The following is a 20,456-nucleotide window of genomic DNA, read 5'->3' as shown; positions in this document are numbered from 1 at the left end:
ACGATCACTCCGAAGTCAGGGGTTGCCCATTGTCCCGCCAGCCTCGATCATGAATAAAGCCCCCTTCACTGCTGAATGATATGAGCCAAATGAATATCGCCCAGGTCGACCTGAACCTGCTGAAAACCTTTGAAGCCCTGCATGATGAGTCCAGCGCCAGCCGCGCGGCATTGCGCCTGGGCGTCACACAATCGGCCATCAGCGCAGGGTTGCGGCGCCTGCGCGAGGTCTATGACGATCAATTGTTCGTGCGTACCGGACGCGGCCTGGCGCCGACCTTGCGGGCGAACCAATTGAAGCCGCTGATCAGTGAAGCGCTGGACCGCTGCCGACAGAGCCTGGCCATGGTTAATCCGGACAATCAGCAGTATCAGGGCCGGTCCGTGGTGCTGGGTTTATCCGATGACTTCGAAATAGCCTACGGCCGACGGCTGATGGATGAAATTACCAGGCGCGCGCCGAGACTGCGGGTGATTTTCCGTCAGACCCACAGCCAGATCGTGGCCGGAGCGCTGCTTGATCGCACGTTGGACCTGGCGATTACCGCAGGCGGCTTCGCGCACAGCAGGCTGAGTCGCCAAGTGCTGGGGGAAGGTGATTATCGCTGCCTGGTGGACGCCGACCAGCCAAGCATGAGCCTGGACGAGTTCGTCACCCGCGAGCATGTGCTGGTGTCATCAGGCGGGTTTATCGGGATCACCGACGAGGGCTTGGCGGCGCAGGGGCTCAGTCGTCAGGTGTGTGCGTCTACCAGCCACTTCGCCGCGCTGCCGTTTTTGCTCAAGGGCAGTCAGGCGGTTGCAACCATTCCCGGCCACGCCGCCGAGGTCATCGGCGCAATGACCGGATTGCGCGTTCTGGCGTGCCCGCTGGCCCTGCCGCGCTACCCGATCGAGCTGGGCTGGCGAACCCAGGCGCAGCTCGATCCACTGTTGCTGAAGGTGCGTGAAGCGATTGTGGCGAGCTTTACTTGGTCGCCGCCATCAACTTGTTAACCTCACTGCGCACCATGTTGGAAAACTCTGGTGGCGACATACCGTCAAGTTCCGCACGTACCCATTCGGCCCACTTGCCTTTGCGCTTGGCGCGCTCGCCGAACAACCGCGCGGCCTCGCCCTTGGCCTTGCCCAGGTTGCTTTGCCACAGGTCATAGAGGCGCGACTTTTCATCTTCCAGCTCGGCACGTTCGGCGAGGGTCTTGTTGGCGAGATTGAAGCTCATGTTGAATTTCCTGCTGCGCAAATAGACGACATCTTACACTGTAGGTCGAAACTTCCTGATTCGGATTTTACGCAGGACAACGCTTCGGAAAAAAACTGCAACTTTTGCCGCAGCCCAATACTCCATTGTTCACTGTCATATTCACTCGCAAGGAGTCACACAATGGCCCGCAAAACCGCCGCCCAAGCTGTCGAAGAGCAAATCAAGGACCAAGCCTTCAGCGAGCTGCAATCGCTGATCGAAGAATCGGACAAGCTGCTCAAGAGCAGTGCTTCACTGGTTGGCGAGGAAGGTGAAACCCTGCGCGAGCAGGTTGCAATCAAGCTCAAGCAAGCGCTGGACTCGGTATCCAACGTGCGTGAACGCAGCAAGCCAGTAGTGGATGCCACCGAAACCTACATCGGTGGCCACCCTTGGCAGACCGTTGCGATTTCCGCAGGCTTTGGCCTGGTGGTGGGCCTGCTGTTGGGTCGTCGCAACTGATGCATTAAAGGCTGCGCCCATGGCGCAGCCTGTTCAGCCGGCGGCCAAAGCCCGCAGGCCTTGCAACTCCTCAGCGTCCAAGACGATCCCTTCCTGCTCGGACCTGAGCCGCGTCCGGTGCCGCCGATCTCCCGGCAGACGCCGCAACCCTGCCGCATGCATCTGTCGCACCAGCTCCTGGCTGCGCTCGGCGAAGCTCTGCCCTGCGGTCTTGCTGGGATCGATCACGATCAACAACTGCCCTGTCCAAGGCGTACGCGCTCCCGGATGATCGGACCAGTTGAATTCAAACGAGAAGTTACCGCCGGTCAACGCCGCGGCCAGCAGTTCGACCATCATCGAAAGCGCCGACCCCTTATGCCCGCCAAACGGCAACAGGGCGCCCCCTTCAAGAATCGCCCTTGGGTCCTGAGTCGGCTGACCCAGCCCATCAACACCCATGCCCGGAGGCAAACGCTCCCCTTTGCGCGCGGCAATCTGCACGTCACCGTGGGCAATAGCGCTGGTGGCCAGGTCAAATACGATAGGTAAACCATCGGCGCGTGGGGCTGCGAAGGCGATAGGGTTGGTGCCGAACAACGGGCGGTCGGCGCCGTGGGGCACCACGCAGGTCATGCTGTTGACCACGCTCAACGCCACCAGCCCCTGCTCGGCGAACGGTTCGACATCCGGCCACAAGGCCGCGAAATGATGGGAGTTATGGATCGCCATTAAGGCGATCCCGGCACTCCTGGCTTTTTCCACCAGTAGTGCACGGGCAGCTTCCAGGGCCGGCTGGGCAAAGCCGTTGGCGGCGTCCACCCGCACAAACCCCGAGGCCACGTCGGTAACCTGCGGCACCGCACGGCCATCCACCCAGCCACTGGCCAGGGTACTGAGATAACCGGGAATACGAAAAATGCCATGGCTGTGGGCGCCGTCGCGTTCAGCGCTGGCGCAATTGTGGGCGAGGATCGCAGCCACCTCAGGCGAGGTGCCATGGCGCTCAAAGACCTGTTGCAACAAAGCCACCAGCGCACTGAAGCTAATGGAAACATTGGAACTCTCAACGACCTTGGACGGCGTAGACATCTGAAGCTCCGAATTATGATTGGAAGGGGCAACAAGACGGGAGACTCGAGCCTGTGATTAAACAACGCGGCGTGCGCCTGCTGTCAATCAGCGTTTGCGAGACCCGTTGTGTTTGCATCAGCTATCTACCGCTGCAACGGCACCATCGCTACCTAATCTGGCGCTCGAGACACCCCCTGGTCCTGAGAGAGCAACCCATGGCAAGCGTAACTCCCGCGTATTTTTTCGATGAATTCCTGCGCCCGATCACTCGCAAATACCCTTCAGACAGAGAGCGCGCGCTGGGCTTGACCCTGAAGGATCTCGAATGGCTGATGACGATCTACACCCCCACCGACGCCGTGCGCCAGAGCCGCGAGTCGCCTATGGCCGTTGAAAAACTGGTGATTGAGAGGCTTGGGAAATCTGCAATACCGCTGGCCGGCGTGTTTATGATGAGCCCGTCCCCTGACGAAAAAAAGGCGCTGCTATACAGTCCTTACGGAGGAATCGAGGTATTCGACAACCGCGCCACCGTAATAGCAGAAATTAGGGAACGCCTCACAAACAATATATTACGCGTTGATTTAGTTAGTTTTTTGTCTATTGATCAGCGTCAGGATGGTGGCTTCGATGGTACTTTTACCCTGACTGCTGCACCCGTTACGGGCATCGTCTTTGTGGACCAGGAACAAACGATTGAGGCAAGCCAGAAACGTAACGTGCAACGCATGCTCGAGGAGTTACGCAAGCTCCCCACCCTGCCCTCAATGCTCGACAAACTGCTGGGCATCATGGCGCGCCCTTACTTTCCCAAGCTCGATCAGCAACAGACGTTGGTCAATAGTTTCCTGGTTCCAGCGCAGGACAGCGGTGATGCCGTGACCCGATGGGTGGGCTCGGCGACCCTCAATGAGACCTTGCTGCAGTACTACCTGAAACAGGGGTGGCCGGCCAACCACACGCGCGCGTTCACCCACCCCAAGCACGATACACGCGCGATGACGGCCAACGCGCTCAAACAGGAACTTGCGCAGTGGGAGCACGTGGTAGAACAAACCGCTGCCGTCTTCTCCACGCTGCTCAGCAGCCTGTTGCAGACGTGGTGGAATGAAAATATCGGCGGCAACCAATCGCGCATGGATTTGTTTGCCCAGGTAATGAGTGACAAATTTCGCGCCGACCTGCTGCTCAAGCGCCAGAACGCTATTCTGACGTCCGACGAAGCTCATCGACTGCGTGCCGTGTTCCTCCCCGACAAGGCGTCACGCAGCGCCTGGCATGCGCCCTTGCGGATCGAAAAGGTCAGCATTCATGCGCCCTATCAACATTATGTTGAGCTGGCTGCAACCTTGTTGATCAGCGACACGCATGCCTACCTCTACACCCAGACGCGCGGGCTGCAGGTGCTCAAGAACCTTGATGACCTGAAGGACGTCCTGCTGAGCATGCTCAAGGCCGCCGGGCATGAGGACGAGTTGCTTAATTTCCTGTCCCTGGACGAGCGCAGCCTGTACCTGGGCATGGATGCGGTGCAAGTCAGCGGGCTGCCAGTGGCCGAAAGTGTGTTCGGTGGGATGGTCAAGGACATTGCCAGCAAGCAATTGAGCAACATGGACCATGCACTCGCGCTCTTTCGCCGCAACGACGGTGCAGCAGACCTGGCAGCGCTGCTCGATTGCGCCCTGGACCTGCGCCACATGCTCGACCACCGGCTGCTGGCCCTGGAAGCCGAAGGACGTTGGAGCCTTCACCCAGCCACCAGCGGCAACGGCCGGCCCTCGACGGTTCAGGCGGAGCGCGCCAAACAACAGCGGGTAGCACTGCGCGCGGCTCAGGAAGCGTTGATGGCGCAACGCCAGAAACATCCCACTCTGCGCAGCTTGGCTTTACATGCCCTGAAGACGGCGTTGGCCCTACACCTACTGGACCTGGACCCCACGGATGTATTCGCCAACACCTACGCCACTGAAGCGCAGCAACAGGAGGACCGTGCCCCTGAATCTTCACGAAGCATGGTCGATCATCTCGTCGAGCGTCTGGCAAAGGTTGCCGACCCTGTCGGCGACTCGCCACGCATCGGTCTCTACAGCGCTCGCCGCAGCGGGACCGCCACGCGTTGGAACAACCTGAACAGCCGTGTTTTCAATACGGTCATCGACCAGGCCATGCGCCCTTTTGTACAGCACGACATACGCACCTTGCCGCGCCTGTTCCTGGAAGGTCATCGCAACGAAATGAACGCTTCCCTGATGCAGGGACTGCGCAGCGAGGCCGAACTGCGGCTGCTCAACAAGACATTGAGCCCCGACCACCAGGCGATTCTCGACGCGGTCCTGCGGCCCGACAGCATGACTCGCGACAAGCGCCATGGGCTCAAGGGTTTTCTGCCGGATGCCTACAGCTTGACGCTGACCCTGGGCGACGACCAAAGAGCCCACCCCCTGGCCAGCTGTTTTGCACTGACGCAGCGCGGCGGTATCGACCCTGAGCTTTCGGGTAACGTCGTGCTCTGGACACCCCAGCAGGGTCTTGAACCCTTCGCCTCAGTGCACGCCTTGCGCCAATCCCTTGAACTGCGCCTGACCCAACCCGACCGGCGCTTGCCGCTGTTGCTTAACCTACCCATGAGCCTTCGCGCGCCCCATCAGGTCTATCGCCTCGGGCCCCTGCAACGCATCGACGAACATTTTTTGAACAACCGCCAGCAGAGCTACCTGGATTACCACCTCGACGCCATCGACTACTGGCTCGCCACGCCACTGGGGCCAACGCCATTGCAAGACCGCCTGGACGAGCAAATGCGACAGCTGGCGCCGTCGAACCTGGAGCGCGCCAGTGCCATCGCCCAGGCAATGGTTCAGCAGCAGGCCTTGCCAGTGTGGCTGGGTATGGCTTCGGCCGAGGATCAATTGCTGCACGCCGAACTGTTGGAGCAGTACCGCCTCAGCGCGCCAGACAATCAGGACTACCTGCACAGCGTGCCTACCTTGCGTGAACACGTTGCCAGCACCTTGACGGGCCTGCTCAAGGCGCGCTTCCCCGACGCCGCCCTGGACCCGGAAAACATCCAGATACCGGCAAGCGTACTGCTCGACGGGCATGCCCAAAGCCTGACCGACTTTGCTCTGCGCCACCTGCCGGAACCGAACGCCGACAACCTCACCCCCACCGCCCGCGACACCACCACCCTGCCGCTAGCACTGGACGGCACGGCAGTGGTGCAGTTGGTCCGCCAGTTGGATATTGCTAAAACCTACCGCGAATGGCTCACCACGCACCTCGCCGCCGATACCGACGATGCCCGACAGCGTCGCGCCCTGTTTTGCCGTCAATTACCCTGGCAGGTGCTGCGCCACGCCCATGAAGAAAAACTCGAAGAGCGCCTGAGTGCTGCGGCCTGGTGCTTGATCCAGCAAATTTTCGACATGCCGGATGCCGAGGCGCGGGATAAGGTCAACGGGGCAGCAGCAAGGATTCACCCCTTAGAACTGATCGCTACCCCGGGCGCGACGCCGGTGACCGTCCCTTGCGTCTACGTGATCGGCCCGCAGGCGCCGGCGACCGGCCCGCTGGTGCTCTACGCGCCATACGCACCTTTGCGCGTGCTCACGGAATACACCAACGAAGAAAGCTTGCGCACTCAGATCAACCGCCCCGGCCCTTTACAGGATTGGATCATCCGGCAGTTGGGCGATCCCGACCAGGCGATATACCGCAACCTGCTCAGGCAACCGGCCGCCCCGGACACACAGGAGGTCAGGCTGGCCTCACACCCGATCAGGCGCAATATTCTGCCGCGGCTATTCGATGACAACACGGCGCAGTTGATCAAAATGCTCGCCTGCCAATTCGAACGCGGGAGTAAAGATCAGTGGGACGGGGTCACCGGCCTGTTACGCAGGGGCATCCCCATGGCAGCGCAGTTTATTGCGGGCAAACTCCAATTCCCGTTGGTCGTGTGGCGCAGTTTCAAGTTGTTCCAGGCTTCGGCCGAGGCCTTGCAGCAACAGCATTTCGGCGCAGGCTTGCTCAGATTCATCCAGGGATTGGGGACACTCGCTTCATTGCGCGAGGAACTCGATGAGCTACTGGCGCCGTTGCTTTCACCGCCAGCCACGGATCTGCCGGACAGTATCCCTGCCCCTGTGACGACCATTGCAACACTGGACGTGACAAACCCGGTGCGTACCCGCATGCAGTACTTTGAAGACGTGACAGTGTCGCTGGCGCAGTTGGAGCAAGATCCGTCGCAGCATGTTTATGTCACACCGAGCGGCAATCATTATGTGCCGGTGGCCGGGCGGGTGTACCCGGTCGAAAGAGCCGGCGCACGCTGGCGGGTGCGCCTGGCGCAGGTGCTGGGCCCGTTTGTCGAGCGCAACGCACAGGGCGGCTGGGTGTTGGACTTTTCTGCACAAGAACCGCGGTTCGGTCCCGCGGTGTCGCGTTTCAAAGGACGGGTCGTCACCTATAGAGTCGAGCGCAGTTCGATCAATATTGAAGCGGTGGGAATGCCGGCGATCCGTGCACTCCATCCTGGAAAAGCCTACTGCATCGACCGCGCGCTCAACGTCGCGATTTACTACGCGGTCATGTGTGAACGCAATCTCGCGGTCTTTGCCCAGCAACGTGATCCGGATTCGCGCGTAGGCCGCTTCTTGACCGAAATGTTCGGTATACGCACTTTGAACGCAGCGCAGGTCACGAAAATTCAGAAACGTGTCGCCGAGATTACCAAGGGTTTGACCCAGCAAAGCCTGATCAGGCCAGATTCAACCCGACTCGTCACGGGCGCGGCCCGTTGGTCGCCGACCAACACCTATGCTTTTGTAATACCCGCAGACCCAGAGCAGAAAATCTACTTGCTCGACTACTTCTTCAATACGCACATGGACGCTTATCGGGGTCATCTCAACGCGCCGTTCGATCTTGACGATCATGCAAGGGCAGCAACCCTGATCCATGAGATAAGCCATATGGTCTCGAAGACTGAAGATATCGCCTACCTGGACTCCATGCGCCCGTTTGCCGACTTGATCAGCCGGGGTACGGCGGACGGCCTGCGACAGCATACCGCGCTGTCCAACCTGCAACGCACCGCGCTGTCAGTGCTGACCCCTGCCACCATGCTGTTTAAAACATGGGACGACCTTTCACTTCAATGGGAAGACGTAGGAAGTTTGGGCTCGACCAAACCGCGTGACAAGATTCTGAATCTCACCGGCGCCAGGACGCTGGACGATGCCCGGCAAATCTTTATGAGCGATGCGGACCGAAGGATGGACATCATTCTGGCCAATGCGGACTCGGTGACCTATTTGATTACGCACCTGGGGCGCAAGCTGGTTCAGGGGGCCTGAATAGGCCCCCGAGGGGTGTATCAGTCTTTCTGGTCGCGCAAGATATTGCCCGAGGCGCCATCAATGCGGGCTTCATATACGGTGCCGTCAGACTTGCGGCCTTTGACTTCCCAGTAGCCATTGTCGTCTGCCTCAGCGGCGTACACCTCGACGTATCCACCTTTGGTCTTGGCAACTTCAATCGCCTTCTCGATCGGGATCCAGCCCGCGCCCGGCTTGTCGGCAAAGGCAGCACCGGCGCCGAGCAGCGCGGAGGTTGCACACAGAGCGACTAAGGTTTTCTTCAGCATTTTCTTACTCCATTGTGGGAAATGTCCTGAATTTCTTAGGTGCTTTCAAACGAGAATAAGTTCCAATTGATGTGCAATCGCCATGATGGCTGTTCTCGCGGCCCATCCTGGGAGGTTAGAATGTACGAAATCAGGATGAGTTAATGAGCGAAAAGTCCATTTCAGAAGCCGAATATGACGCCATCACCGACGCCGCCGCGCATTGGTGCATGCGCCTGCACGCGGGTGATTGCACCGCGAGTGAACGTCAGGCTTTTGCCCAATGGCACGATTCGCACCCGCTGCACGCCTTCGAATACGCGGCAATGCTGGAGATCTGGGACGTTGCGGACCATCTGCCACGCCAAAACACCACACCGACAGAGGTGCCGTTCAAGCCCCGTAGCCGGTCGCGCATCTACGCGGTGGCTGCGGCGATCTGCCTGGGCGCCCTGCCACTGGCCGCCTTCACTGGCTGGGAAGCCGGTTGGTTGCCCAGTTCCTATGAACGCTTTGATGCCGCTAATGGCCTGCGCCAGGTCATCCTCGACGATGGCAGCCAGGTGGAACTCAACCTGGGCACCGAACTGGTCTACAGCAACTACAAGGACCAGCGTCGGGTCACTCTGAAAAAAGGCGAGGCGTTCTTCAAGGTCAGCCATGACAGCGCCCATCCGTTCATTGTGCACGCCGGCAGTGGTCAGGTACGTGTCACGGGCACCCAGTTCAACGTCTGGAAATATGAAGACCAGGTACGGGTGATGTTGCTTGAAGGCTCGGTTCAGATTGCCAGCGATCAGGTCCATGGTAGCGTGCCCCTGACACCCGGCATGCAAGCCAGCTACCAGCAGGGTGATGCCACGCCACGCGTGCGCACGATCAACCCGAATGGCACCGCGCTGGCCTGGCGCCAGGGCAAGCTGGTCCTCGACAACCTGGCTTTGGCCGACGCGTTGCCGCTGATCAACCGCTACCTGAGCAAGCCGGTGATGCTGGCCGACGCCACGACCGGAGCGATACGCATCGGTGGTATCTACAACATCGATGAGGTCAACAACCTCGTTCCCTCCCTGCCCAAGGTTTTGCCGGTATACCTGACCCAGAACCAGGACGGCAACCCCGTACTCAATTCTATTCCGCGTAAAACACCCAAAGGCTGACACCCTGCCTCCTTGCACGGGGGATGTCGCGCCGCAAGTGTCCATTTTTTTAACACTCCTCTGCCTTGAATCGCCCGTGCTCAGCGCATTCACCGTTTTGTCACACGTGTTGTTACAGCGCTGATACAGCCAGTGAAGCGTTTGCGCAGTGGCTAAGTCTGTAGGTTTGGGCAGGGTGCTGTTTCAGGATTGAAACAGCGATGCCATCACTTTGCCCTTCAATGTCCGTAACACATTGAATACCAAGGCCAAATAAAAAGCGGCACGGCTTCTGCTCTATCCCTTACAGCGCTGTTCAGGGTCAGCGCGAAGAATAAGGAATGCCGCCGTGAATACATTCACTCAAGGTTCGATGAACGTGTTGCTGATCAGCTGTGCACTCAGTGTCGGCCTCAGTGTTCCGAGCTATGCGGGTGACGGCGTTATCGTGACGGGTCGAGACGTACAGGGGCACATGTACGGTCGATCTGCATTCGGCAAAGACCCCTACCCCACTACCGCCAATGCCAATCCGAGCCGCGAGATCCTAGGGTCCACCAGCGAGCTCAGTGACATGGACATCGGTGGCATCAGCAGCGGCTCAAGCATCACCCGCGCCATCATCCCAAACGGCAACATCCCTGGTTTGACTAACACCCAAGGCAGCGTGTCGACACTCGGTTCCGGCGCAGCCGTCAGCCATGGTGCAGGCGCCTCCATGGGCGGGCAGATCAGCGATTCAATCCAACGTGGCATGGCCCCCCTGAACAACCTCGGCAGCATGATGGGGGGCAAATAATGAAACGTTCCCTGCTGCTTCTCGCCCTGCTGAGCAGCACGGCGGCCATGGCCGACAACACCGCCGTGATTAACAACAGCGGCAAAGACTACAACGGCAACGTGATGATCAATCAGGCGGCCGGCAACCAGCAACAAATGGCCAATAACCGCGCCGTCACGCTCGGTGGGCAGGCCACCACCCGCAATACCCAGAACATGAACGGCAACGTCGATCCCTCTCTCAACGCGAAGGCCTCGATCGAAGGCGCCTCTTTTACCAATGGCAACGGCATGGTGGGCATCAACCAGTCCGCCGGGGCCAATAACCAATCAATCAATGCCGTGCGGATCAGCATCAACCCTGGCCCGCAAAGCATCGACGACAGCGTCCTGTTGCAACAGAACACGACGACGCTGGCAACCGACTCAGGGCTCACCCCCACCACTGGCAGCCGCCAGGTCGTGACAAGCGACCAGGCCTTCACCGGCAGCCGAGGAGTGATTCAGGTGAACCAGAGTGCAGGGGTGGGGAACCGAGTGGCTAACACCCTGGGCATCACTATCAAGTAACAGCTTGGTAGCACACGTTAGACCGTACCAACACTTAACCCACTAATTAGAAGCAAGGAGAAACACCATGAAACCTCAAATGGCTCTGAAACCAATGGTTTTCGCTCTCGCCGCGCTCATGGCTGCTGCCGCTCAAGCAGGGGGTGGCTGGCACCCTGCGCCTCAACCAACCGGCGTGGTCGCCTCCGTGGTTACGGATGTGCAGAACAGCGCGGGCAACAAATTCGACGACACCAACACCGAAAACAACGCCTCTGCTGATGGCTCGGTAAACGGCAACAGTGGTAGCACCATTGTTAACAATCAGTCAGGCACCGGAAACCAGGCAGACGGTTCCGGCGCCATCTCCAGCGCCAAGGGCGACTTTGCAACCGTGTTTGCCGTGGCCGATGTGAATCAAAACAGCGTGCTGAACAATTATGTCAACAAAGGTACCCAAAACAACGCATCCCTGGATAACGCGGTTAACGGCAACTCCGGTAGCACGATTTATAACGGTCAAGCCGGTCAAGGCAACCAGGCCAAGGGCAACCTGGCAATCACCACGGCTGACGGTAAAAATATCGCAGCGGCGGCCAACACCGAGCAAAACTCGCTCGGTAACAGCTACCTCAACGCGGCCGCCAGCGGGAATGGCCACTACAGCAAACCTCAATACGTGTCGAACAACTCCAGCCTCGACAACGCAGTTAACCGCAACAGCGGCAGCACAATTGTGAACTTGCAATCCGGCTCCGGCAACCAAGCCAGCGGCAGCCTGTCGATCAGCCAAGGTTGCAGCGTATGCGCCAGCGGCGTGCGCTTCTGATCCAACGGGGCCTTGGCAACAAGGCCCTCTTTATTACAGTGCCCAGCAGGTCATACGATCATGCGCCTCGCGACCCTCAGCCTCTTGATGCTGCTCACCGGCCCTACCTGGGCAGGCACCATGGCGATCTCCGCCATGCCTGGTGGTGCAGTCATCTACAAGAAGGTCGAGAGTATCCGTGAACGCCGGTTCGCCAACCTGGTGGAACAGAAAACCGATTTCAGCTGCGGTGCTGCGGCACTCGCCACCATCCTGCGCCAGGGCTACTGGCTCGACGTAGACGAAGACCACGTCATCAAAGGCATGCTGCTCAATGCAGACCAGGACCTGGTACGTACCCAGGGCTTTTCCATGCTGGACATGAAGCGCTACCTCGAAAGCATCGGCATGCGTGCCCGGGGCTACAAAATCGGGCCAGATACCCTGGCGACCGTGAAGATCCCCGTGGTGGTGTTGCTGGAAATTCGTGGCTACAAGCACTTCGTGGTGTTGCAGCGCGCGGACAAGGAGTGGGTCTATGTCGGTGACCCGGTGCTGGGCCACAAGCGCTATTCACACGACGACTTCGTCCAAGGCTGGAATGGCATCGTCTTCGCCGTGCTGGGTGAAGGCTACGACAAGGCCAACGCTTTGCTTGACCCGCCCACGCCACTGACCGCCAAGAACCAGTTGAATGAGTTCAGGCCCGTAGGCGATGCCGAGTTGATGGACTTCGGTTTCATCCAGAGCGACTTCTTCTAAGAAGCGCAAAAAGGAGCAGGACGCTCCAGGAGCAAGAGATGAACACTTCCCGTTGGCTGACGGTCTTGTGCCTGGCAGCCTCAATGCCCGCTTATGCTTCATCGGGGTTCAAGCCGATTGAGCTCAAGGATTCGGAAATGGCCGAACTGCGCGGCCGGTATGTGATGCCGGGGCGGATTATCAGTTTCGGTATTGTCATGAGCAGCACCTGGACCAATGCCATAGGCGACACCATCACCGGCAAGGCCAGCATGCAAGTCGACTCGTCCACCATCACCCCGCAGTTTTACGTACAGACCACCGGCTCGGCTGGCACGGGCACCCACCAGGATACCGGTACCGGTAACGTGGTCGGGGGCGCAGGCCTGGGCACCGGCACGGGCGTGACCCAAAGCGTACGCACCGCCGGCGATGGCAACACTGCCTACAACAATGTCGGTATCAACGTCACAGAGAATGGCTTCGCCCCCTCCAACATCGTGCAATCAGGGCATGTGCTGGTGGCGGGTGGCACAGTCAGCGGCGACAGCGCGGCCGGCCGTGTGAGCGTGTCGGCCAACAATGGCGGCTTGCAGATGGCGATCCAAGGCAATCATAACCAGGGCAACAGCCTCCAGCAGATCGGTGGCGGGCAAGTGCTCCAAGGCACGGTATTAACCGGCGATAGAAACGTCGTCACTAACATGACCCAGCTCAATGTGGTGATGAACAACGGCCTGACCAACCCGGCATTGAACTGCAATCTGGACCCACTCAAAGGCCTACGCACGCTAGGTTATTGAACTACGCTGACCCTCGACACTTTCGCATTAGAAAAGGACGGCTTATTTCATGCATCGATCGTTATCGCTACGTGCGGTGGTTTGTTTAAGTACGCTCTTGCCTGCATCCATGTTGTATGCCGCGCCAGACGCCGATATCGAAGCCCTCAAACAGGAACTTCTGGAACTCAAGCAGCGGTACGACGTACAACAAAAAGCCTTGGCGGTGTTGGAGCAGCGGGTTCGTCAAGTCGAGGATCAACCGGCCACACCGGCGCCCAAACGCCTGGCCAAATCCCCGGCAGACTTCCAGAAAGCCAGCGGCACAACGGTGGCCGGTACCGGCGCGGCAGCGAAATCAGGCGGTGCGGGAGGCGGTGGCAGTTCCTACGGTCAGTCGCTCAAGGACGATTCAGCGCCTGCGCAAAGCGTGAGCAACCTCTACAACGAGGCCAGCGGCTTTTTTGGCAATGGCAAGTTCAGCTTTGAAACCGGTGTGACCTATGCGCGCTACGACGCTCGCCAACTCACGCTCAACGGCTTCCTGGCGCTGGACTCGATCTTCCTGGGCAATATCAACCTGGACCGGATCAAGTCGGATAACTGGACCCTGGACCTGACTGGCCGCTACAACGTCGACAACCGTTGGCAGTTCGACGTGAACGTGCCGGTGGTGTACCGCGAGTCGACCTACCAGTCCGGCGGTGCCGGCAACAACGCCAACGCCACCTCGGAAGAGTCGGTGAGCCGCGACCCAACCATCGGCGACGTCAACTTCGGCGTGGCCTACAAGTTCCTCGATGAAACCCCGACCCTGCCGGATGCGGTAGTGTCGGTGCGCGTCAAAGCGCCTACGGGCAAAGAACCGTTTGGCATCAAGCTGGTGCGGTCTACCGCCAACGACAACTTGTATGTGCCGGAAAACCTGCCGACGGGTAACGGTGTGTGGTCGATCACGCCGGGTATCTCGCTGGTCAAGACCTTCGACCCGGCCGTGCTGTTTGGCTCGCTGTCCTATACCCATAACTTCGAGGAGTCGTTTGACGATATCAGCAGTGACGTCAACCAGAAGGTCGGCGGCAAGGTCAGCCTGGGCGACAGCTTCCAACTTGGCCTCGGCGTGGCCTTCGCGCTGAACGAGAAGATGAGTATGTCGTTCTCGGTGTCCGACCTGATCCAGCGCAAGAGCAAGCTCAAGCCTAACGGTGGGGACTGGCAGTCGGTGACGTCCAGCGACGCCAACGCGGGTTACTTCAACGTGGGCATGACGATTGCGGCGACGCAAAACCTGACAATCGTGCCTAACCTGGCGATCGGGATGACGGACGATGCGCCAGACTTTACGTTTAGCCTGAAATTCCCGTACTACTTCTGACACCAAGCGGCCCAAGTCAATACAGCGCACGCAGCGCACAAGGAAAAGCCCCGCAGCGATAAGGGTCGTTGCGGGGCTTTTCGGTTTACCCGCCCTAGCGGATCTGGTGTTTGTGCAGCAACCGGTAGAACGTGGGCCGGGAAACGCCCAGTACACGGGCCGCCACACTCAAGTTGTCGCTGTGCCGATTGAGCACGTCGCACAGCGCCTGGCGTTCGGCGCGGTGCTTATAGTCTTCCAGTGTAGCCATGGGCGACGAAATTGCCTGCTGGCCGTGCAATCCCAGATCAACGGCTTCGATCTGGCGTCCTTCGGCGAGCACCAGCCCGCGGCGTACGCGGTTGGCCAACTCGCGCACGTTTCCAGGCCAAGCGTGCTCGCCCATCGCGACGAGGGCGTCATCACTGAAACTACGCGGGCGACGACCGGTTTCCTGACTATAGAAACGTGAAAAGTGGTTGGCCAGCATCGCGACGTCGCCATGGCGGTCGCGCAATGGTGCGGTCACCACTTGCAGGACATTGAGGCGGTAATACAAGTCTTCGCGGAAGGTGCCTTTCTCAACGGCGGCTTCCAGGTCGACGTGGGTGGCGGCCAATACCCGCACATCCACTGGGATCGGCTGGCTGCCGCCAACCCGCTCGATCTGCTTTTCCTGGAGAAATCGCAAGAGATTGGCTTGCAGCTCCATCGGCAGATCACCGATTTCATCCAGGAACAACGTGCCGCCGTTGGCCGCCTCGATTCGCCCGACCTTGCGTTGATGGGCGCCGGTGAACGCACCTTTTTCATGGCCGAACAATTCGGATTGAATCAAGTGTTCAGGGATCGCACCGCAGTTGATCGCCACAAACGGCTTGTCATGCCGCTGCGATTGTCGATGCAACGTCTTGGCCACCAGCTCTTTGCCGGTGCCGCTGTCGCCACGAATCAACACGGGAGATTCGGTGGGCGCCAGTTTCGACAATAATCTGCGCAGTTCGCGAATGGGCCGGCTGTCACCGAGCAATTCGTGCTCGGGCTCATCCACCGGGGTATGGCCCTTGCCCCGCAACCGCGCCATGCCAAAAGCACGGCCCAGGGTCACCTGTACGCGGGCGACGTCGAAAGGCAAGGTATGAAAGTCAAAGAACCATTCGCAGACGAAGTCACCGAAGTTCTGCAGCCGCAGCACATCCTGGTCGAGCACGGCGATCCACTCGGTTCCACTGCGGCCGATCAGCTCTTTGACGGCTTCGGGTCGTTCCAGGTGAGCGGGCTGCAAGCGCAGCAGGCCGACGTCGCAGGATCGGTCGCCCACCGCGTCCAAGCTGCAACTGTCGATTTCCCACCCCGCCGCGCGCAAACCGGGCAGCAGCCCGTGGCAGTCATCACAAGGATCAACTACGAGCAATCGACGTTGAACGGGGGGTCCACCCATGACTGTTCCTTGGCGTCAAAATTGGTAAATTTATTTAGAAACAACAGTTTGGAACGTCTGTTGCCAACCGTAGCAAGATATTGACGCAGTCCTTGTACCGTTTCGCTATAAGTTCGGGCAAAAAGCCATTCCCCACGTTCGCGTCGTTAAAAGTTACGCGACGCTGAAACGTTCAATCCGCTTTCAAAACAGCCGCTTACATGACGTTAATCACTAAATGTTGAAAATAGTTGTTCTAATGTGTGACCCGTACCCGGCCATCGTGCATCAGTACAAGTAACCCGCCGCACGGTCAGCCCAACCGCCGGCACTCACTTGAATGGGCAATGAGAGAGAACCCACATGAACGCCCCGCTCCGCATCAACGAAGCTCTTTTGATCGCAGACCGTGCCTTCCAACCCTTTCAGTGCGTGGCCTGGCACGATGGCAACGGCGCCCTGAGCCTGAGCGTCATCGACCGCACCAATACCCGCATCGGCAGTAAACAACTCTCGTCAAGTGCCTATACCGACCCGACGCAGTTGGAAAACTTGCTGTTGCAAGCCCGTGCCGAGCTCGATAAAGATGGCCACCAGTTGCAATCCTGGGCAATGCCGAAGTAATCCAACGCTGTAACTTGCGCTCATCGTTTTAAATGAGCGCACGTTCAGTGTTAGAGCGAAAACCGCTTATCGCTTCGCGAGAATAAACCGCTCAATCGCTTCGGCAGCACCGTCTTCGAGATTGCTGCCAGTGACCACACTGGCCTGGCGCTTGACGGTTTCTTCAGCCTGCCCCATGGCAATCGATAACCCGGCCACATGAAACATCGCCGGGTCATTGCCACCATCACCGATGGCCGCCGTCTGCTCCAAGGGGACCCCAAGGTGCGCCGCCAGGGTTTTCAAGGCCTCGCCCTTGTTGGCCAACATCGCGGTGACGTCCAGGTACACCGGTTGCGAGCGTGACACTTGGGCCACCCCCTGCACCTTGGGCTGCAGCTGCGCTTCCAGCTCCACCAGCAATTGCGTGTTGTGGCTGGCAGCGACGATCTTGTCGATCCGGTCCAGGTACGGCTCAAAACTCTCCACCACTACCGGCCCGTATCCCAGGCCATCGGTTTCGCGCTGCTGCATCGGCCCTGGCGGGTCACGGCGCAGCCAATCGCCATCGGCAAACACCCACACTTCCACCTCCGGCTCCGCTGAAAACAGCGCCAGGGTCACCAGCGCCGCCTCTGCCGGCAGATGGTGGGCGACCAGGATGCTGCCATCCGGGTTGATCAGCGTGCCACCGTTAAAGCCCGCCACCGGCACATCGATGCCGAAGGTTTCGATCAGGTGCAGCATGGCCTTGGGCGGTCGCCCGCTGGCCAGGCTGAAAAATACCCCACTGTCGCGCAAGGCGCGCACGGCATCGGCAGTGCGCTGGCTGAGGCTGTGATCAGGATGCAACAACGTGCCGTCCACATCACTGAGGATAAAACGGATGGGATGAATCGCTGCGTCACTCATCCGAGGCGGTGCCATGCACGGCCATCACGGGCCAGCAACGCATCGGCGGCTGCAGGACCATCTTCACCCGCCTTGTAGGCCTGGATCCCGTCATCTTCCTGCCATGCATCGAGGAAGGGCTGCACAGCGCGCCAACCGTTTTCGATGTTGTCCGCACGCTGGAACAAAGTCTGGTCGCCGGTCATGCAGTCGTAGATCAGGGTTTCGTACCCGGTCGAGGGCTGCATCTCGAAGAAGTCCTTGTAGGCAAAACCCAGCTGGATGTTGGCCATGTCCAGGGTCGGCCCGGGCTTTTTCGCCAGCAGGTCGAACCACATACCTTCATTCGGCTGGATCTGGATTTTCAGGTAGGTGGGCTTGAGCTCATCGACTTCGGTATCGCGAAACTGTGCATAGGGTGCCGGCTTGAAGCAAATCACGATTTCGGTGTCGCGCACGCTCATGCGCTTGCCGGTGCGCAGGTAGAACGGCACGCCGACCCAGCGCCAGTTGTCGATCATCACCTTGAGGGCGACGAAGGTCTCAGTGCTGCTGTCAGGTGCAACGTTGGCTTCTTCGCGGTAACCCGGCAGTGGCTTACCGCCGATTTCACCGGCGGTGTACTGCCCGCGTACCGAGTTGGTCCGCGCATCTTCCAGGGACCAGGGGCGTACGGCGCCAATCACCTTGGCTTTTTCACCGCGCACGGCGTCGGCACCAAAGGCGGCAGGTGGCTCCATCGCCACCATCGCCAGCAGTTGGAACAAGTGATTGGGCACCATGTCGCGCAGGGTGCCGGTCTTCTCGAAGAAATTGCCACGGGTTTCAACGCCGACCGTTTCAGCGGCGGTGATTTGCACGTGGTCGATGTAATGGTTGTTCCAGAACGCTTCGAACAGCACGTTGGAGAAACGGCTGATCAGGATGTTCTGCACCGTCTCCTTGCCCAGGTAATGGTCGATGCGATAGATCTGCTTCTCGCTCATCACCTTGAGCAGGCTGGCATTCAGCGCTTCGGCGGTGGCCAGGTCGGAACCGAAAGGTTTTTCGATCACCACGCGACGGAAGCTGTCATCGGTTTCCGTCAGCAGGCCAGCACTGCCCAGGCGCTGCACCACGTCGCTGAAAAAGCGCGGGGCGGTGGCCAGGTAAAACACCGCGTTGCCAGTGCCGCTGTCGGTGATCTTCTTGCCAATGTCGGCGTAGGTGCTGTCGTCGAGGAAATCACCTTCGACGTAGCTGATGCCCTTGGCCAACTGCGCCCATAATTGTGGGTCCAGGGCGTTATCCGCATTACCCTTGACCTTGCTCGCCGCTTCGGTGCGAATGAAGTCTTCGAGTTTCTTCGCGAAATCGGCGTCGCTGATGGCGTTGTGATCAACGCCGACGATGCGCAAACCATCGCCCAGCAGCCCATCACGACTGAGGTTGTACAGCGCCGGCATGAGCAGGCGCTTGACCAGGTCGCCATGGGCGCCAAACAGAAACAAGGTGGTCGGTGGTGCAGGTTCGGCCTTGGTTTTTTTGCCGTTGGCGGTCATTTTTTGGAAGTCTCCACGTGACCACCAAAGCCGAAGCGCATGGCAGAGAGCATTTTGTCACCGTACGTGCTCTGCTGACGCGAGCGGAAGCGGGCGAACAGCGAGGTGGACAGTACGGGCACCGGCACGGCTTGTTCCATGGCGGCTTCGATGGTCCAGCGGCCTTCGCCACTGTCGGCAACGGAACCGGAGTAACCGTCGAGTTTCGGGTCGGTGGCCAAGGCGTCGGCGGTCAGGTCCAGCAGCCAGGACGACACCACACTGCCACGGCGCCAGACTTCGGCGATATCGGCAACGTTCAGGTCGAAACGCTGGTCTTCCGGCAGGTTTTCCGAATTCTTGGTCTTGAGGATGTCAAAACCCTCGGCGAACGCCTGCATCATCCCGTATTCGATGCCGTTGTGGATCATCTTGACGAAATGCCCGGAGCCCGCAGGGCCCGCGTGGATATAGCCCTGCTCGGCGCGAGGGTCAGCGCTGGCAGAACGGTCCTTGGTGCGCGGAATGTTGCCCTGGCCCGGGGCCAGGCTCTTGAAGATAGGATCAAGGCGCTGCACGGTCCCGACATCCCCACCGATCATCATGCAGTAGCCACGTTCCAAGCCCCAGACGCCGCCGGAAGTACCGACGTCGACATAGTGCAGGCCTTTTTCCGCCAGCGCCTTGGCCCGGCGAACGTCGTCCTTATAGTTGGTGTTGCCGCCGTCGATGATTGCATCGCCGTCTTCCAGCAGTGTGCTCAATTCGTTGATGGTGTCTTCGGTCGGCGCGCCTGCCGGTAACATCACCCACACGGTGCGTGGCTTTTGCAGCCCGGCAACCAGGGCCTTGAGGCCGGCAACGCCAGTGGCGCCCTCTTCGCTCAAGCCTTTTACAAATGCTTCGTTACGGTCGTAAACAACGGTGGTATGCCCATTGAGCATCAGGCGCCGTGCAATATTCCCGCCCATGCGGCCTAGTCCAATAATCCCCAGTTGCATGTGCTGATGCTCCTAACTACTAAAAAATGTGTGACATAGTTTATAGCGCAATGAGGCTAATGAGGGTTAGTCCAGCGCGGATACCTGTAGTTTCATGAGAAAAATTTGCCACCACTTCGGCATCACTGCACAAAAAGTCACACGACCTTCAAAAATAAAAAAGTTCCATTGCTCGCAAAAAGAATTCAGAATTGCCCTGACTGCTGCCGAGAACCTCGACTCAAGCGTTCTGGCACACCGCGACACACTGGCTATTTGCGAGGTAAGCAATGAGCACTGCACAGATGAACCGTCCGCCACAGACCCTCTACGTCACCATTCGACGCGACGAGCTGCGCCAGTTGAAAGACGAACGCGAACAACTGCAGCAGGAAGTCATACGCCTGCGTTCGCACATCATCCAGGCCCAGTTGGATCAGCCTTCCGGCGCCCAGCCAGCGCTCTGCTAAGCCCCGTCATCACTTTGTAAGATTACGCCTACA

19 protein-coding genes are annotated in these 20,456 nt (G+C 59.2%); 12 read left to right on the top strand and 7 right to left on the bottom strand.

All coding sequences use genetic code 11. The annotated features are described in order from the left end of the window. Window positions 1-80 precede the first annotated feature (80 nt). Window positions 81-995 (top strand): LysR family transcriptional regulator, encoded by a 915-nt coding sequence (locus AACY30_RS20590; protein WP_339428019.1) that lies wholly within the window; start codon window positions 81-83, stop codon window positions 993-995. On the opposite strand, the gene AACY30_RS20585 is transcribed toward AACY30_RS20590, so the two are convergent. After that, a complete protein-coding gene (locus tag AACY30_RS20585) occupies window positions 967-1,221 on the bottom strand; it encodes a hypothetical protein (protein WP_049708634.1) in 255 nt (84 codons plus the stop codon). The genes AACY30_RS20590 and AACY30_RS20585 overlap by 29 nt on opposite strands. Before the next feature lie 162 nt (window positions 1,222-1,383). Between AACY30_RS20585 and AACY30_RS20580 the strand changes: the two genes are divergently transcribed. Continuing rightward, a complete protein-coding gene (locus AACY30_RS20580) occupies window positions 1,384-1,704 on the top strand; it encodes a DUF883 family protein (RefSeq protein WP_339418395.1) in 321 nt (106 codons plus the stop codon). A 33-nt stretch (window positions 1,705-1,737) separates the two neighbouring features. On the opposite strand, the gene AACY30_RS20575 is transcribed toward AACY30_RS20580, so the two are convergent. After that, window positions 1,738-2,775: an Ldh family oxidoreductase gene (locus tag AACY30_RS20575; protein WP_339541041.1), complete on the bottom strand. Its 1,038-nt coding sequence runs from the start codon at window positions 2,773-2,775 to the stop codon at window positions 1,738-1,740. A gap of 197 nt (window positions 2,776-2,972) precedes the next feature. Between AACY30_RS20575 and AACY30_RS20570 the strand changes: the two genes are divergently transcribed. Next, window positions 2,973-8,117: a dermonecrotic toxin domain-containing protein gene (locus tag AACY30_RS20570; protein ID WP_339541040.1), complete on the top strand. Its 5,145-nt coding sequence runs from the start codon at window positions 2,973-2,975 to the stop codon at window positions 8,115-8,117. A gap of 20 nt (window positions 8,118-8,137) precedes the next feature. On the opposite strand, the gene AACY30_RS20565 is transcribed toward AACY30_RS20570, so the two are convergent. Beyond that, on the bottom strand, window positions 8,138-8,407 hold the full coding sequence (locus AACY30_RS20565) for a PepSY domain-containing protein (protein ID WP_339418391.1): 270 nt from the start codon (window positions 8,405-8,407) through the stop codon (window positions 8,138-8,140). 143 nt (window positions 8,408-8,550) lie between these two features. Here AACY30_RS20565 and AACY30_RS20560 point away from each other — a divergent pair, with 143 nt between their 5' ends. From AACY30_RS20560 to AACY30_RS20530, 7 genes are all read left to right on the top strand, one after another. Continuing rightward, window positions 8,551-9,546, top strand: coding sequence for a FecR family protein (locus AACY30_RS20560; RefSeq protein ID WP_339541039.1), 996 nt, complete (start codon window positions 8,551-8,553; stop codon window positions 9,544-9,546). 328 nt (window positions 9,547-9,874) lie between these two features. Continuing rightward, on the top strand, window positions 9,875-10,324 hold the full coding sequence (locus tag AACY30_RS20555; RefSeq protein WP_339470845.1) for a hypothetical protein: 450 nt from the start codon (window positions 9,875-9,877) through the stop codon (window positions 10,322-10,324). After that, the gene (locus AACY30_RS20550; RefSeq protein ID WP_339470843.1) at window positions 10,324-10,875 is read left to right on the top strand and encodes an adhesin; all 552 of its coding nucleotides are present in this window, start codon (window positions 10,324-10,326) and stop codon (window positions 10,873-10,875) included. Before AACY30_RS20555 ends, AACY30_RS20550 begins: the two co-directional genes overlap by 1 nt. A 67-nt stretch (window positions 10,876-10,942) precedes the next feature. After that, window positions 10,943-11,683 (top strand): hypothetical protein, encoded by a 741-nt coding sequence (locus AACY30_RS20545; RefSeq protein WP_339418385.1) that lies wholly within the window; start codon window positions 10,943-10,945, stop codon window positions 11,681-11,683. Between the two features lie 60 nt (window positions 11,684-11,743). Further along, window positions 11,744-12,424, top strand: coding sequence for a C39 family peptidase (locus AACY30_RS20540; RefSeq protein WP_339438868.1), 681 nt, complete (start codon window positions 11,744-11,746; stop codon window positions 12,422-12,424). 38 nt (window positions 12,425-12,462) lie between these two features. After that, window positions 12,463-13,206: a hypothetical protein gene (locus AACY30_RS20535; RefSeq protein ID WP_339470837.1), complete on the top strand. Its 744-nt coding sequence runs from the start codon at window positions 12,463-12,465 to the stop codon at window positions 13,204-13,206. A 49-nt stretch (window positions 13,207-13,255) separates the two neighbouring features. Further along, on the top strand, window positions 13,256-14,560 hold the full coding sequence (locus tag AACY30_RS20530) for a hypothetical protein (protein ID WP_339541038.1): 1,305 nt from the start codon (window positions 13,256-13,258) through the stop codon (window positions 14,558-14,560). Window positions 14,561-14,654: 94 nt separating this feature from the next. On the opposite strand, the gene AACY30_RS20525 is transcribed toward AACY30_RS20530, so the two are convergent. Then, window positions 14,655-15,980, bottom strand: a complete 1,326-nt coding sequence (locus tag AACY30_RS20525; RefSeq protein WP_339541037.1) for a sigma-54 dependent transcriptional regulator — start codon at window positions 15,978-15,980, stop codon at window positions 14,655-14,657. 342 nt (window positions 15,981-16,322) lie between these two features. On the opposite strand from AACY30_RS20525, the gene AACY30_RS20520 reads away from it, so the two are divergent. Then, window positions 16,323-16,583, top strand: coding sequence for a hypothetical protein (locus tag AACY30_RS20520; RefSeq protein ID WP_065881580.1), 261 nt, complete (start codon window positions 16,323-16,325; stop codon window positions 16,581-16,583). Between the two features lie 66 nt (window positions 16,584-16,649). Here the strand turns inward: AACY30_RS20520 and AACY30_RS20515 are convergent, their stop codons facing one another. Genes AACY30_RS20515 through gnd form a run of 3 tightly spaced genes read right to left on the bottom strand, consistent with a single transcriptional unit; the run spans window position 16,650 to window position 19,974 of the window. Beyond that, window positions 16,650-17,474: an HAD family hydrolase gene (locus tag AACY30_RS20515; RefSeq protein WP_339470832.1), complete on the bottom strand. Its 825-nt coding sequence runs from the start codon at window positions 17,472-17,474 to the stop codon at window positions 16,650-16,652. Beyond that, on the bottom strand, window positions 17,471-18,994 hold the full coding sequence (gene zwf, locus AACY30_RS20510; protein WP_339541036.1) for a glucose-6-phosphate dehydrogenase: 1,524 nt from the start codon (window positions 18,992-18,994) through the stop codon (window positions 17,471-17,473). Before zwf ends, AACY30_RS20515 begins: the two co-directional genes overlap by 4 nt. Beyond that, entirely contained in the window at window positions 18,991-19,974 is a 984-nt protein-coding gene (gnd, locus tag AACY30_RS20505; RefSeq protein WP_339541035.1) for a phosphogluconate dehydrogenase (NAD(+)-dependent, decarboxylating), read from the bottom strand. Before gnd ends, zwf begins: the two co-directional genes overlap by 4 nt. 269 nt (window positions 19,975-20,243) lie before the next feature. On the opposite strand from gnd, the gene AACY30_RS20500 reads away from it, so the two are divergent. After that, complete coding sequence (locus tag AACY30_RS20500) at window positions 20,244-20,423, top strand: DUF6026 family protein (RefSeq protein WP_139113268.1); 180 nt, start codon at window positions 20,244-20,246, stop codon at window positions 20,421-20,423. Window positions 20,424-20,456: the final 33 nt, after the last annotated feature.

The organism is Pseudomonas sp. RA_5y_Pfl1_P24, assembly GCF_963970945.1.
In the GTDB taxonomy this organism is placed as follows: Bacteria; Pseudomonadota; Gammaproteobacteria; order Pseudomonadales; family Pseudomonadaceae; genus Aquipseudomonas; species Aquipseudomonas tritici.
This window is presented reverse-complemented; position numbering and strand designations above follow the sequence as displayed.